Raw genomic sequence first — 14,480 nt, 5'->3', positions numbered from 1 at the left:
GTGAAGCCGAACACCGACGCCGACCCGTACACCCCGCACAGCGGCGACCGCCGGTGGAGCGCCGTGCACTACGAGCTCCGGCTCGGCTACCGCGTCGCGACGAACCGCCTCGACGGCACCGCGACCATCAGCGCACGCGCGCTCGAGCCGCTCGACCGGGTCGTGATCGACCTGCACGGGCTGAGCGTCGACCGCGTGGACGTCGACGGGAAGCGGGCGAGGAAGGTCGCCACGGCCACCCACAAGACCACCGTCACCCCGGCGGAGCCGATCCCGGCCGGCGCCGAGTTCACCGTGCACGTCAAGTACCGCGGGACGCCCCGACCGATCCGGAGCCCCTGGGGCCAGGTCGGGTGGGAGGAACTGACCGACGGCGTCATCGTCGCCGCCCAGCCGACCGGGGCGCCGTCCTGGTTCCCGTGCAACGACCGTCCGGACGACAAGGCCACCTACCGGTTCGAGATCACCGCGGAGGCCGGGTACGACGTGGTCGCGAACGGTGACCTGCTCGGCACCGACCGCGCCCGGGCCGGCACCACGTGGACGTACGCGACGACGGAGCCGATGGCGACGTACCTCGCGACCGTGCAGATCGGCCGCTACCGCACGACGAAGCTCCGGAGCGCCCTCGTGCCGGTGACGCTGCACCATCCGGCCGACCTGCAGGGCGCGGTGAAGACCGACCTCGGACGGGTCCCCGACATGCTCGCGCTGTACACGGACCGGTTCGGCCCGTACCCGTTCGGGTCGTACGGGGTCGTCGTGACGGACGACGAGCTCGAGATCCCGCTCGAGGCGCACGGGCTCGCGGTGTTCGGCCGCAACCACGTCGACGGCGAGCACGGCAGCGACCGGCTGATCGCGCACGAGCTCGCCCACCAGTGGTTCGGCAACTCGGTGACGGTCGAGCGGTGGCGTGACATCTGGCTGCACGAGGGGTTCGCCTGCTACGCGGAGTGGCTGTGGTCGGAGCACCGCGGCGGCGACACGGCGGACGTCCTCGCCGAGCGACACCGCGACGGCCTGCTCGGGCAGGCTCAGGACCTGGTGGTGGCCGACCCCGGTGCGGCGGACATGTTCGACGACCGGGTCTACAAGCGGGGTGCCCTCGCGCTGCACGCGGTCCGCCGCACGTTCGGCGACGACGCGTTCTTCGCGGGCCTCCGGACGATCACCGACCGGCACCGGCACGGGTCGGTCACGCCGGAGGACGTCCTCGACGCGTTCGCCGGGGCCGCGGGGTCGACGGTCGAGGCCGTCCGGGCCGTCACGGCGCCGTGGATCGAGGAGCCCGGCGTCCCGTCCCTGCCGTCGCGCTGACCCCGGGGTCCTGCGGGCATGATCCAGCGGGGTTCACGCTCCCCAGGTGACCGAGACGCCGCCCGCCGCCACGGCGACCACGACGTCCGGCTCCGGCCACGCGACCACCACGGGCTGCTCGACGCCGTCGAGGACGGCGACCCCGCGCTCGACGTCGACGTCGACCGCGGTCGGGTCGACCCGGAGGCCGCGGCCGTCCCGCTTGAGGACGGCCTCCTTCGCCGCCCAGCACGCCGCGAGCAGGCGCACGTCACCGGCCGCACGCGACCGCTCCCCCGCCGTGAACGCGTCGAGCGGAGCCGCTGCGACCCGGGACGCCCGTTCGACGTCGACGCCGACCGGGCCCGGTCCCACCGCGAGGGCGGTCACGCCCGGTGTCCGCGCCAGGCTGACACCGACCGGGCGACCGTCGGCGGTCGCCCAGGGGCGCCCGTGGTCGACGCTGCCGCAGTGCCCGCAGACGCGCCCCGCGCGCACGCTGACCGTCCCGACGGCCGCCGCCGACGCGACGGCGGCGACCAGTGCCTCCCGGTCGGCGGCGCGGTCCGGACCCGACGCGCGGAGCGTGATGACGACGGACTGGAGGCACGACTCACCCACGCAGGAAGCCTACGTGTGTGAGAGGTGCGGCCGCCGTCGGTTCAGGCGTGCGTGAGCGCGATGAGCGCGACGTTCATCGTGCTGTAGAGCCCCTCGGAGCGCGTGGCCTGCCGGACGCGGCCGCGCAGGACCTCGTAGCGGCCGTCGTGCTCCCGCACGAAGCCGATCACGCCGCTGGCCGGCGTCGACACCCGGTGGTAGCCGTCCTCGAGCGGGACGACCTCGGTGTTCAGTGTTCGCTCCATTGCTGTCCCCTTCCGCTCGTCGTCGAACAGTGGGTCGAGCATACCCCGGTCCGGGGGACAAACCCTGACCGTTCGTGGGGACGACGGACGTTCACCCACAGTCAGCCGATCCCTGGCCACCCGCGTGCGCACCCTGGATAGACTCCGGACAACCCGCCCACGGCGCCGCCGACGGAACCGTCGCCCCCGTGGACCCGGCGACGGATGGAGGACGGATGCGCACGGTCCACGACGGATCGGTCTCGACGGCGACGGTGCCACCGGTGACCCGGTCGGCCGGGGCACGGTCGCGACCGGACGCCCGCGCCGTCGCCGCGCGGGTCCTCGCGGTGCTGCTCGCCGTGCTGTTCGTCCTCGCCCCGGCCACCGCCGCACGGGCCACGGCCCCCTTCGACCTCCAGGGCGCCTACGTGGTCGACAAGGCCGGAGCCCTGAGGTCGGCCGAACGGTCCCGGGTCGAAGCCGCCGTGCAGGACCTCTACGACCAGACGAAGACACAGCTCTACGTCGTCTACGTGCCGTCGTTCACGGACCCGTCCGAGCACGCCGCGTGGGGTGACGCCTTCCGCCAGCAGAACCAGATCGACAGCGACAGCATCGTCCTCGCGGTCGCCGTCGACGACCGCATCGCCGACATCCAGCAGACGAACGAGACGGCGCTGTCCGCTGCCGACGTCGAGCGCGCGTACCAGGACGACGCGGTGCCCGAGCTCCGGAACGGCGACTGGGCGGCTGCGGCCACCGCGTTCGCCGACGGCCTCGTCGCGACGCAGGCCCCGCCGGACCTCACGTGGCTGTGGGTCGCGCTGGTCGTCGTCGTGGTCGGTCTGGTGGTCGTGGTCCTCGTCGTCCGTGCCCGCAACAAGCGCCGGAGCGCCGAGGCCGAGCGGGCACAGCGGGAGTCGCTGGCCGGGCTCGAACGCACCGCCGGCGCCGCGCTCGTCACCATCGACGACGAACTGAAGACCGCAGGGCAGGAAGTCGGGTTCGCCACCGCGCAGTTCGGTGCCGACGCGGCGAAGCCGTTCGCGGACGCGGTCGCCACGGCGGAGCGCAACGTGCGCCAGGCCTTCACCTACCAGCAGCAGCTCGACGACGAGATCCCGGACACCCCGCAGCAGCGTGCCGAGTGGGCCAACCAGATCATCGCCATCTGCGAGCAGGCACACGCGTCGATCGAGGAGCAGACCGAGGCGTTCGACGAGCTCCGCGCGCTCGAGGACGGGGTCGAGGACGCCGCCACCGCGCTCAGCACCGCCGTCGCCGACGCACCCGCGTCCGTGCGGGCAGCGGACACCGCGCTCGGACAGCTGCGGTCGTCGTACTCGGGCCGGACCCTGGCCTCCGTCGCGGACAACGTCGCCCAGGCGCAGCAGGTCCTGGCGTTCGCGCAGGAGCGGTCGACCGCTGCGAACGCCGCGATCGCTTCGGGCGACCGTGGCGAGGCGGTGGTCGCCGTCCGCGACGCCCAGCACGCACTGGCACAGGTGCAGCAGCTCACGGCGGCCGTGACGAGCGCCGGGTCCACGTTCGCGGAGGCCCGAGCGCGAGCGCAGGCGATGCGCGCCGACATCGAGGGCGACGTCGCCGCGGCTCGTTCGCTCACGAGCGGCGGTCCGGACCTCGCCGCCGCCGTGACGCAGGCCGAGACCGTGCTGCGGCAGGGGCTCGACCCGGCGGACCCGATCTCGGCGGTCGACGCCCTGACCGCCGCGAACAGCAGGATCGACGCCGCGCTCGCCACCGCCCGCGGTGTCGAGGAGCAGAACCAGCGCGCCGCCCGAGCCCTCGACGACGCGCTCCGTGACGCACGGTCGCGCATCAGCCAGGCCCGCGACTACATCTCCCTGCGCCGCGGTGCCGTCGGCCCGACCGCCCGGACCCGGCTCTCCGAAGCCGAGCGGGCCCTCGACGACGCCGTGCACCTCGCCACGACGAACCCCGGTCAGGCGCTGCAGGCAGCCCGTGCCGCCGAGCAGTACGCCGCCGCGGCGATGGACGCCGCGGGCAACGACATGGGCGGGTGGCCGGGAGCCGGTGGCGGCGGTGGCGGCGCGCAGCTCGGCGGCCTCGTCACGGGCCTCGTGCTCGGCGGGCTGCTCGGCGGTCGCGGCGGCTCCTACGGGGGCGGTTCGTTCGGCGGGGGCGGCTTCGGGGGCGGCGGCTTCGGAGGCGGCGGCGGCTTCGGGGGCGGCGGCGGGGGTGGCGGCGGCGGGGGCTTCTCCGGCGGCGGCCGCTTCTGACCGCGATCCCGTACCGCTCGAGCACACACCCCGGTCCACGAACCGGCAACCCGACACCGACCAACACAGCACCGACCACCACAGCACCGACGAACAGCACCGATCCACAGTCCTCCAGGAAGGGAACCGCAATGGCCAAGCAGACGATCTTCGGTCGCATCTCCTCGCTCATCCGGGCGAACGTCAACCAGCTCATCGACAACGCCGAGGACCCGCAGAAGATGCTGGACCAGCTCGTGCGCGACTACTCGAACAACATCGCGGACGCCAAGACCGCGATCGCCCAGACGATCGGCAACCTCCGACTGCTCGAGCAGGACCACGAGGAGGACAAGCGGGCCGCGGTCGAGTGGGGGCAGAAGGCCGCCAACGCCTCCACCGCCGCCGACAAGTACCGCGCCGAGGGCAAGACCGCCGAGGCCGACAAGTTCGACAACCTCGCCAAGATCGCCATCGGCAAGCAGATCGCCGCGGAGCAGGAGGTCAAGGACAACGAGGGCCCGCTCGCCACCCAGAACGAGCAGGTCGAGAAGCTCAAGGCCGGCCTCGCCGGGATGGAGCAGAAGCTCGAGGAACTCAAGGCGAAGCGCGACTCTCTCGTGGCCCGGCAGAAGACCGCCGAGGCGCAGTCGAAGGTCAACGACGCCATCGGCAACATCGACGTGACCGACCCGACGAGCGACCTCAACCGCTTCGAGGAGAAGGTGCGTCGCGAGGAGGCGAAGGTGCTCGGCCAGCAGGAGCTGCAGGCGTCGAGCCTCGACGCGCAGTTCGAGAGCCTCGAGGACGTCGGCAAGGACGCCGAGGTCGAGGCCCGGCTCGCGGCCCTCAAGTCCGGCGGCTCGTCGTCGATCTGAGCCGATCCCGCGGCGGGGACCCGCTCGACGGGCTCCGGCACAGGACCCGCTCAGCGCGGACTCCGGACGACGTCGGACCCGGCTGCCAGACTGGCACGATGCGCTTCATCGTGGTCGGTCAGTGGCAGGGTTCGGCGTCGTCCCGGGCGATGCGGCTCGGGGACGGCGCGGCGGCGATCGCGGCCGACCTGCCCCGGGCGTCGACCACCGTCGTCGACGTGCCGCCCGGAGCCGGTGACCGGCTCGAGACCGCCGTCGCCCGCTACACCTCGGTCCGGTCGATCGCCGAGCGCGTCGCCGAGGAGTCGAGCGTCGCGACCGAGCCGCCGTTCGTCGTCGGCGGTGACGGCGCTGCGTTCCTCGGTGCCACGGTGGGCCTCGGACCCGACACCGCGTTCGTCCGGCTCGCCGGGTCGAGCGGGTACCGTCCGCTGAACCGCGCCCAACCGGTCGCGGCCGAGGCGGCGGCACTCCGGCTCCTCGTCGACCGACCGGACGACCTGTTCCCCGACCTCCCCGTGGTGCCGGGCGATCGCGTCGTCGTGGGGGGCATCCGTGGTGTCGAGGACTCCGAGCTCCGCGCCCTCGACCGCGCCGGCGTCCGGCACCTCGACGTCGACGAGGCCACGCCCGACGCCCTCGACGCCGCCGTCGCAGCGACCGGAGCCGCCTCGGTGTTCGTCCACGTCGACCTCGACGTCCTCGACCCGTCCGAGGTCGACGGGCTGCTCGAGCCGGTGCCGTTCGGCCTCGACGGCGCCGGGCTCGTCGAACGGATCCAGGCGGCGACCCGCGGTCGACAGCTCGTCGGCGCGGCGCTCACCGGCTTCGCACCGGTGGACCCCGACCGCGCCGTCGACGACCTCGGCGTGATCCTCCGCGCGGTCGGCGCCCTCACGAGCGCCGCCAGGACCGTCTGACCGACGCCCAGGCCCGACACCCGACGACCCGACTGACGCCCGACGCCCGACGCCCGACCGCACGCGCCGCTCCGTACGCACGGCAGACGGCTTCCCCGAGGCCTGGCCGCGTACGTTGGCAGCATGACGGACTACGACCTCATCGTGATCGGCGCCGGCGCAGTCGGCGAGAACGTGGCGGACTACGCCCACAAGCGCGGACTCTCGGTCGCGGTCGTGGAGGCGGAACTCGTCGGCGGCGAGTGCTCCTACTGGGCGTGCATGCCGTCCAAGGCGCTCCTCCGCAGCGGCCACGCGCTCGAGGCGGCCCGGCGACTCGACGGCGCCGCACAGGCGGTCACGGGTGACCTCGACGCCGCGCACGTCCTCGCCCGACGCACCTCCTTCACCTCGGACTGGAAGGACGACGGGCAGGTCTCGTGGCTCGAGTCCGCCGGCATCGCCCTGATCCGTGGGCACGCGCGCCTCACCGGCGAGAAGACCATCGAGGTCGACGGCGAGACCCACACCGCCCGCGCGGCCGTCGCGGTCGTCACCGGCTCACTGCACGCCCTGCCGGACGTCCCCGGGCTCGCCGAGGCGAAGCCGTGGGGCACGCGGGAGGCGACCAGCGCCCAGCAGGTGCCGGAGAGCCTCCTCGTCATCGGCGGCGGCGTGGCGGGTACCGAACTGGCCACGGCTTGGGCCTCCCTGGGCGCCACCGTCACCCTCGTCGCCCGCGGCGGCCTGCTCGGCGGGATGGAGCCGTTCGCGGGCGAGCTGGTCGCCGAGGGACTCCGCTCCCGGGGTGTCGACGTCCGCACGGGCGTCAGCCCGGTCCGGGTCGACCGCGACGAGCACGGGCTGGTCACCACGACCCTCGACGACGGCAGCACCGTCGTGACGAGCGAGGTCCTCGCCGCCACCGGTCGTCGCCCGCACACCGCCGACCTGGGGCTCGAGACGGTCGGCCTCGAGCCGGGCGCCTGGCTCGACGTGGACGACACCTTGCTCGTCACCGGCACCGACTGGCTCTACGCCGTCGGTGACGTCAACCACCGCGCGCTCCTCACCCACCAGGGCAAGTACCAGGCACGTGCCGCCGGCGAGGCGATCGCGGCCCGCCACCAGGGGACCCCGCTGCACACCGAGCCCTGGGGTGCCCACGTCGCCACGGCGGACCACGCCGCGGTGCCGCAGGTGACCTTCACCGACCCCGAGGTCGCGAGCGTCGGGCTCACGGAGGCCGCGGCACGGCAGCAGGGCATCGACGTGCGGGTCGTCGAGTACGAGCTCGGCAACGTCGCCGGCGCCGCACTGCAGGCGGACGGCTACACCGGCCGCGCGAACCTCGTCGTCGACGAGTCGCGGGGTGTCGTCGTCGGCGCCACCTTCGTCGGGCAGGACGTCGCGGAGATGCTCCACGCCGCGACCGTCGCCGTCGTCGGCGAGGTCCCGATCGACCGGCTCTGGCATGCCGTCCCTGCCTACCCGACCATGAACGAGGTCTGGCTCCGGCTGCTCGAGACCTACGGCCGACCGGAGTGAACCCGTTCGTCGACTCGCCGCTGTCGCGTGCCGGGTGGGCGTTCGCGACGGCGGTGGGTCTGGCGGTCGGCCTCCCGCTCTCCACCGGGCCGGTCCGCGTCGTCGACGGACTCGTCGTCTGCTCGGGTCTGCCCCGCTGGGCGTTCCGACGAGGTGGCACGTGTGTGGGCTCGGTGTACCTCACCCGTGACAACGACGACGAGCGGGTGCTCCGTCACGAGCGCGTCCACGTCGACCAGTGGAAGCGCTACGGCATGGCGATGCCCCTCCTCTACGCGATCGCGGGTCGGGATCCGCTGCGGAACCGGTTCGAGGTCGAGGCGGGACTGGAGGACGGCGGCTACGTCCGCTGACGCGACCACGAGACCGACGGGAGGCCCGTGGCGGCGCCGCCACGGGCCTCCCGTCCGTCCGCTGGTCGCGGAACACGCCGCGAGCGTGTCGCCGCGGTCGCGCATCGTGTCGCCCGGCACGAAGATGAGCGGCACGTCGTGCGACCAACCGACCCCAGTGCGACCAACCGACCGACCCGCGTGCGACCAAGCGCCGGGCGGCGGGCGGCGGGCGACGGCACCCGGACCCGCGTCAGGCGGCGGGGCGGCGCGGGACCACGAGCGGTGTGCCCGTCTCCGGGTCCGGGACGACCACGCACGGCAGACCGAACACGTCCTCGACGAGCTCGGCCGTGAGCACCTCGGCCGGGGTGCCCGACGCCACGATCGCCCCGCCCCGCATCGCGATGAGGTGCGTGGCGTAGCGGGCGGCCTGGTTCAGGTCGTGCAGCACGGCCACCACCGTCCGGCCCGCGGCATGAAGGGAAGCTGCCAGCTCGAGCACGTCGTACTGGTGCGCGATGTCGAGGAACGTCGTCGGCTCGTCGAGCAGGACGATGTCGGTCTCCTGCGCGAGCACCATCGCGATCCACACCCGCTGCCGCTGCCCACCGGACAGCTCGTCCACGCTGCGGTCAGCGAGCCCCACCGTGTCGGTCTGCTCGAGCGCCGCCTGCACGGCCGCACGGTCGGAGCCGGACGACGGGTGGAAGAGGTCCTGGTGCGGGAACCGGCCGCGGGACACGAGGTCGCGGACCGTGATGCCGTCCGGCGCGATCGGCGTCTGGGGCAGCATCGCCACCCGCCGTGCGACCGCCTTCGGACGGTAGGAGCGGATCGGCGCGCCGTCGAGGAACACCGTGCCCGCGCTCGGCGTCAACGTCCGCGCGAAGGACTTCAGCAGCGTGGACTTGCCGCACGCGTTCGGCCCGATCACGACGGTCAGCTCGCCGTCGGGGACGTCGACGTCGAGTGAGGACACCACGACCCGGTCGTCGTACGCGAGCGTCAGCCCCCGCGCGGCGAGGGCGGTCGCGGGCGCCGCAACGCTCACTGCGCTACCACCCTCACTGCTCGGGCTTGCCGTTCCGCCAGTACCCCATGAACGCGACCTGCTCGCGGTCGAGTCCGACGCCGCGCACGAGGTGGCGGCGGAGCGCCTTCACGCACCCGGCCTCACCGGCGATCCAGGCGTACACGGGTCGCTCGTCCGCCGAGGCCGGGACGTCCCAGAGGACGTGTTCGTCGACGTCGACGTCCGCGAGCTCGACGGCGCCATCGCACGGGCCCGTGGTGACGACCGAGGACGCCCACGCGTGCACCTGGTCGGTCATCCGGACACCGTGGGTCGCGCCGTTGCGGGCGATCCAGCGGACCTCGACCCCGGCCGGCGCCGTCACGGGCAGGCGGTCGGCGTCCGTCGGGACCTCGATGAAGACGTGTCCGACGGTGGTGACGTCGAGCGCCTCGAGGATCGCGCAGATGGCCGGTGCCGCGGTCTCGTCGCCGGCGAGGAGGATCCGGTTCGCCGCACCGGGGGCGAACTCGGCAGCGCCGCTCGGCAGGTCGTCGGGCGACTCCGGCACGCGGGGGCCGACGATCCGGAGTTCGTCCCCGACCCGGCAGGACGACACCCACCGCGAGGCCGGCCCGGCGTCGCCGTGCGCGACGAAGTCGATGTCGAGCTCCTGCGCGTCCGGCCGGAACGAGCGGACCGTGTAGGTGCGCAGCGGGTTCCGGCGGTCGTCGGGCAGACTGCGCCACGCCGCGTACCAGTCGGCGTCGGGACCGTCGACGGGCAGGTCGGTGAACCCAAGTCCGTCGATGGGGAGCATGACCTTGATGCGCTGGTCGAGCCCGACCGCGGCGAACTCGGCGAGGGCGTCCCCGGTCAGCGTCACCCGGACGAAGTGCGGCGTGAGCGCGGTCACCGCCGCGACGCGGACGGGGAAGACGCGGTACCGGGTTGCCACGACCCGAGTATGGCATGCCTTACCTAAGACGACCAGGGAGCGCGGCGGTGGCAGGATCGTCGGGTGTCCGAACCCGACGACGAATTCGCCGACCTGGCCGCGCTCGCCGCCGCGGGCGGCGTGACGGAGCCGCTCCGCGCCTCCAGGCAGGTCGTCCGCACCGCGGACGGGCACGACGTGTCCGCGATCCGCTGGGGCGACCGGGAGGCACGGATCACCTTCCTGCACGGGCTCGGCATCGACGCGCACAGCTTCGACGCGACCGCGCTCGCCCTGGGCGAGCCGGCGGTCGCACTCGACCTGCCGGGCCACGGACGGTCCTCGTGGCGGGACGACGCCGACTACGGCGCGGACGCGACCGCGCCGACGATCGCAGCCGCGCTCGACGCGCTGGCCGTGCCGCCGGGGGTCCTGGTGGGGCACTCCCTCGGCGCGATCGCGGGAGCCCGGGTCGCGGCCCGTTCGCCGGAGCGCGTGACCGGGCTGGTGCTCGTCGACATGTCGCCCGACTTCGCGCAGCGGGCGGTCGACCGGATCGCCCGGGCACTCGAGGACGAGGAGCCCTTCGCCTCGCTCGACGAGGTGGTCGACCGGGCGGTCGAGGCACGAGTCGGCGACGACCGCGCCGTCCTCCGCCGCGAAGCGCGGCACACGACCCGCCTCGGCGCCGACGGCCGACTCGTCCGGCGCCACCACTTCCCGCACCTGCCGGCGGGCCGGACATCGTCCGTGGGGCGGTTCGCGGACGCCTGGCCGGACCTCGAGGCGCTCGACGTGCCGATCCTGCTGGTCCGTGGCGACCGCGGGTACGTCTCCCCGAAGCTGCACGCCGCGTTCGTCGAGCGGCTCCCCCACGCGCGGGTCGTCACCGTCGAGGCACGGCACGCGGTGCAGAACCAGGCACCCCGGGAACTCGCCGGCGCGATCCGGGCATGGGCGGACGACCACGGATTGTTACACCCCGACGAGAAACCGTCGCAGGACGGCTCCGCACGCCGCTAGTCTCGTGCGAGCGCCGCGCGACGACCGTCGCCACGAGCGCCCGGAAGGAACCCACGACCCATGATTCCGCCCCTGTCCCACGGCCGTGCATCGAGGCGTGCCCGCGTCGCCCTGGCAGCCGCCGCGATGGCGGTCGTCTCCGCGATCACGCTCGCGGGCTGCTCCGGCTCCTCCGCGCCGAAGGGCGGCGAGGACGCCACCGTGCGCGTCGGCCTCGTGCTCGAGCCGACCAGCCTGGACATCCGCACGCAGTCCGGAGCCGCGCTCGACCAGGTGCTCATCGACAACGTCTACCAGGGCCTCGTCGGACGGACGACGGGCGGGGACGTCCGTGACGTCCTGGCGTCCTCGCACGAGGTCTCGGCGGACGGTCTGACCTACACCTTCACGCTCCGGAAGGGCACGACGTTCCAGGACGGCAAGCCGGTCACGGCCGCCGACGTCGTGTGGTCCCTCGAGCAGGTCAAGGCCGACGACACCTACGTCGACTCCGCCCAGCTCGCGAACGTGACGTCGATCACGTCGCCCTCCTCCGACTCCGTCGTGCTGCAGCTCGCGAAGCCGGACTCCGACCTGCTCTGGAACCTGACCGGACGCGCCGGCCTGGTGCTCGAGAAGGCGGCGAAGAACGACCTCGCGACGACCGCGAACGGCACCGGCCCCTACGAGGTGGCCTCGTGGAAGCAGGGCGACTCGCTCACCTTCACGCGCAACCCCGACTACTGGGGCACGAAGGCGAAGGTCGCGAAGATCGTCTTCCGCTACATCACGCAGCCGTCGACGGCCGTGAACGCGATGGCGAACGGCGACCTCGACGTGGAGACGGCGGTCGACGGCACCCTGAAGAGCCAGCTCGAGGGCAACCCGGACATCACGCTCCACACGGGCAAGACCACCGACAAGTACACGCTCGCGTTCAACGACCAGAAGGCGCCGTTCACCGACGTCCGGGTGCGGAAGGCGATCCGGCAGGCCATCGACCCGAAGGCGGTCATCAAGGCCGTTGGCGGCACCGGCGTCGAGCAGGGCGGCCCCATCCCGGCGCTCGACCCCGGCTACCAGGACCTCACCTCGATCGACGCCTACGACCCGTCGAACGCGAAGAAGCTGCTCGCGGAGGCGGGGAAGCCGAAGCTCGACCTGACCCTGACGTACGCGAACATCTACCCGTCCACGATCGGCGACGTGCTCAAGTCGCAGCTCGCCGACGTCGGCATCACGCTCACCGTGCAGCGCGTCGACTTCGCCACCTGGCTGTCGACCGTGTTCGAGGCACCGAAGTCGGGGAAGCGCACGTTCGACATGAGCCTCGTCGACCACGTCGAGGCGCGGGACTTCGGCAACTGGGCGAACCCGGACTACTACTTCGGGTACGACAACGCGCAGGTCCAGGACCTCTACGCGCAATCGCTGGCGGCGACGACCGAGTCCGCCAAGGTCGCGGCGCTCCAGAAGGCGGCACGGATCGTCTCCGAGGACGCGGCCGGCGAGTGGCTCTACACGGCGACCTCGATCACGGCTGTCCGGAAGGGCGTGACGGGCGTGCCCTTCGACGGCACCAACTCCCGCCTCGACCTGACGAAGCTCGCCGTCGGGTGACCGTGGCGGTGATGCCGCCCCGTAGCATCGAGCCGTGACCCGGTTCCTGCTCGGGCGGCTCGTGCTGCTCGTCGTCGGCCTGCTCGTGGCGAGCGTCATCGTGTTCGCCACGCTGCGGGTGCTCCCCGGCGACGTCGCACAGATCGTCGCCGGGACCCAGGCGACCCCGGCACAGGTGGCGCAGCTGCGGCAGGAGCTCGGCCTCGACCGCCCCGTCGTGGTGCAGTACCTCGACTGGATCGGCGGCCTGTTCCGCGGTGACCTCGGCCGCTCGCTCGTCACCGACGGACCGGTCGCACCGGAGCTCGTCCAGAAGCTCGCGGTCACGCTGCCCCTCGCCGGCATGTCGCTCGCCGCGGCACTGCTCCTCGGGGTCCCGCTCGGCGTCGTCGCCGCGGTGCTCCGCCGACGGCCCGGCGGCGCCGTGATCGGGTTCGTCGCGCAGGCGGTCGCGGCGGTGCCGATCGTGTGGGCGGGCATGCTGCTCGTCGCGCTCTTCGCCGTGACGCTGCACTGGCTCCCGACGCAGGGCTTCCCGCTCGACGGCTGGTCCGAACCGGGCCGGGCGTTCGCGTCGCTCCTGCTGCCCGCGCTGACGATCGGCGCCGTCGAGGGCGCGGTCATCCTCCGCTTCACCCGGTCCGCGACGCTCGGTGTGCTCGACGCCGACCACGTCCGCACCGCCGCCGCGATCGGACTCACCCGGACGCAGGCCCTCCTGCGGCACGGGCTGCCGTCCGTCGCGCTGACGGTGCTGGCGGTCCTCGGCGTGCAGATCGCCGGACTGCTCGTGGGCGCGGTCGTGGTCGAGCAGCTGTTCGCGCTGCCCGGGGTCGGCCGGATGCTCGTCACGGACGTCGGACGGCGTGACGTCACGAAGGTGCAGTCGGAGCTGCTCGTGCTCACCGGGCTCGTGCTGCTCGTCGGCTTCGCCGTGGACGTCGTCCACCGCGCGCTCGACCCGAGGCAGCGCGAGGTGGGCTCGTGATCCGCCGCCTGGTCGCGAGGCCGACGGGGGTCTTCGCCGTGGTCGTCCTCGGCCTGCTCGTCGTACTCGCCGCCGTGTCGCTCGTCTGGGTGCCACAGGACCCGTTCCGGACCGACCCGTTCCACCAGTGGGAGCCGCCGAGCGCGGCACACTGGTTCGGCACGGACGCGGCGGGGCGGGACATCGCCAGCTACCTGCTCGCCGGCACGCGGACCACCGTCGTCGTCGCGGTCGGCGCCGGGGTGATCGCGAGCGTCGTCGGGATCGTCCTCACGGCGATCGGCTCACTCACCGCACGCTGGGTGCGCGAGGGGACCGCGGTGCTGCTCGACATCCTGGTGGCGTTCCCGACGCTCCTCACGGCCATGCTCCTCACCGCGGTGTACGGCGGATCGCTCGGGGTGGTGATCGTCTCGGTCGGCCTGTCCTTCGGCGTGACCATCGCCCGCGTCGCCCGCGGTGAGATCCGCCGCATCGCCCGGAGCGACTACGTCACCGCGGCCCGGGCGTCCGGCGTCGGCGGCTCCGGCGTGCTGTTCCGGCACCTCGTCCCGAACGCGGCGCCGCTCTTCACGGTGCAGCTCTCGCTCGCGATGGCGACCGCGGTACTCGCCGAGGCCGGGCTGTCGTACCTCGGCTACGGCGCTGGGTCGAACACGGCGTCGTGGGGGTCGCTGCTGTCCGACCTGCAGCAGTACATCGGCGTGCACCCGTGGAGTGCGACCTGGCCGGGTGCGTCCATCGCGCTCGTCGTCGCCGCGCTGTCGCTGCTCGGCGACGCCGTCCGCGACGCGACCGACCCGCGGCTCACCACGAACGACCGCGCCGCCGACGCCGACCGCCGCGCCCCTGCCGGCGCGGCCGACGGTGCATC

Annotated in this window: 14 protein-coding genes; 10 read left to right on the top strand and 4 right to left on the bottom strand. The window is 73.4% G+C overall.

The window, feature by feature from the left end:
- Positions 1–1,320, top strand: a complete 1,320-nt coding sequence (locus Csp2054_RS09495; RefSeq protein ID WP_255252685.1) for a M1 family metallopeptidase — start codon at positions 1–3, stop codon at positions 1,318–1,320.
- 33 nt (positions 1,321–1,353) lie between these two features.
- Here Csp2054_RS09495 and Csp2054_RS09490 read toward each other — a convergent pair whose 3' ends face one another.
- On the bottom strand, positions 1,354–1,920 hold the full coding sequence (locus Csp2054_RS09490; protein ID WP_096899072.1) for a 4'-phosphopantetheinyl transferase family protein: 567 nt from the start codon (positions 1,918–1,920) through the stop codon (positions 1,354–1,356).
- Between the two features lie 41 nt (positions 1,921–1,961).
- Positions 1,962–2,165: a hypothetical protein gene (locus Csp2054_RS09485; RefSeq protein ID WP_141399211.1), complete on the bottom strand. Its 204-nt coding sequence runs from the start codon at positions 2,163–2,165 to the stop codon at positions 1,962–1,964.
- 215 nt (positions 2,166–2,380) lie between these two features.
- Between Csp2054_RS09485 and Csp2054_RS09480 the strand changes: the two genes are divergently transcribed.
- The 5 genes from Csp2054_RS09480 to Csp2054_RS09460 all read left to right on the top strand — a co-directional run bounded on the left by Csp2054_RS09480 (position 2,381) and on the right by Csp2054_RS09460 (position 8,065).
- Positions 2,381–4,408 carry a TPM domain-containing protein gene (locus Csp2054_RS09480; RefSeq protein WP_096899070.1) on the top strand — a complete coding sequence of 676 codons (2,028 nt, stop codon included), beginning with the start codon at positions 2,381–2,383 and terminating at the stop codon, positions 4,406–4,408.
- 131 nt (positions 4,409–4,539) lie between these two features.
- Entirely contained in the window at positions 4,540–5,265 is a 726-nt protein-coding gene (locus Csp2054_RS09475) for a PspA/IM30 family protein (protein WP_096899069.1), read from the top strand.
- Positions 5,266–5,363: 98 nt separating this feature from the next.
- Positions 5,364–6,185, top strand: a complete 822-nt coding sequence (locus tag Csp2054_RS09470; protein WP_096899068.1) for an arginase family protein — start codon at positions 5,364–5,366, stop codon at positions 6,183–6,185.
- 123 nt (positions 6,186–6,308) lie between these two features.
- Positions 6,309–7,712 (top strand): dihydrolipoyl dehydrogenase family protein, encoded by a 1,404-nt coding sequence (locus Csp2054_RS09465; RefSeq protein WP_096899067.1) that lies wholly within the window; start codon positions 6,309–6,311, stop codon positions 7,710–7,712.
- Positions 7,709–8,065 (top strand): Fe-S oxidoreductase, encoded by a 357-nt coding sequence (locus Csp2054_RS09460; protein WP_255252684.1) that lies wholly within the window; start codon positions 7,709–7,711, stop codon positions 8,063–8,065. The genes Csp2054_RS09465 and Csp2054_RS09460 overlap by 4 nt, the downstream gene beginning before the upstream one ends.
- Before the next feature lie 232 nt (positions 8,066–8,297).
- On the opposite strand, the gene Csp2054_RS09455 is transcribed toward Csp2054_RS09460, so the two are convergent.
- Both Csp2054_RS09455 and Csp2054_RS09450 read right to left on the bottom strand, forming a co-directional pair.
- Positions 8,298–9,098, bottom strand: coding sequence for an ABC transporter ATP-binding protein (locus Csp2054_RS09455; protein ID WP_096899065.1), 801 nt, complete (start codon positions 9,096–9,098; stop codon positions 8,298–8,300).
- A gap of 13 nt (positions 9,099–9,111) precedes the next feature.
- Complete coding sequence (locus tag Csp2054_RS09450) at positions 9,112–10,017, bottom strand: siderophore-interacting protein (RefSeq protein ID WP_096899064.1); 906 nt, start codon at positions 10,015–10,017, stop codon at positions 9,112–9,114.
- Positions 10,018–10,080: 63 nt separating this feature from the next.
- Here Csp2054_RS09450 and Csp2054_RS09445 point away from each other — a divergent pair, with 63 nt between their 5' ends.
- From Csp2054_RS09445 to Csp2054_RS09430, 4 genes are all read left to right on the top strand, one after another.
- A complete protein-coding gene (locus Csp2054_RS09445; RefSeq protein ID WP_096899063.1) occupies positions 10,081–11,019 on the top strand; it encodes an alpha/beta fold hydrolase in 939 nt (312 codons plus the stop codon).
- A gap of 60 nt (positions 11,020–11,079) precedes the next feature.
- The gene (locus tag Csp2054_RS09440; protein WP_096899062.1) at positions 11,080–12,618 is read left to right on the top strand and encodes an ABC transporter substrate-binding protein; all 1,539 of its coding nucleotides are present in this window, start codon (positions 11,080–11,082) and stop codon (positions 12,616–12,618) included.
- A gap of 34 nt (positions 12,619–12,652) precedes the next feature.
- On the top strand, positions 12,653–13,606 hold the full coding sequence (locus Csp2054_RS09435) for an ABC transporter permease (RefSeq protein ID WP_096899061.1): 954 nt from the start codon (positions 12,653–12,655) through the stop codon (positions 13,604–13,606).
- Positions 13,603–14,480, top strand: an 878-nt coding sequence (locus tag Csp2054_RS09430; protein ID WP_176491641.1) for an ABC transporter permease, incomplete at its 3' end; no start/stop codon positions are given. The genes Csp2054_RS09435 and Csp2054_RS09430, both read left to right, overlap by 4 nt.

The organism is Curtobacterium sp. 'Ferrero' (genome assembly GCF_002412165.1).
Taxonomy (GTDB): Bacteria; Actinomycetota; Actinomycetes; order Actinomycetales; family Microbacteriaceae; genus Curtobacterium.
The sequence above is the reverse complement of the archived record's forward strand: the minus strand, read 5'-3'. Positions and strand labels throughout refer to the sequence as shown.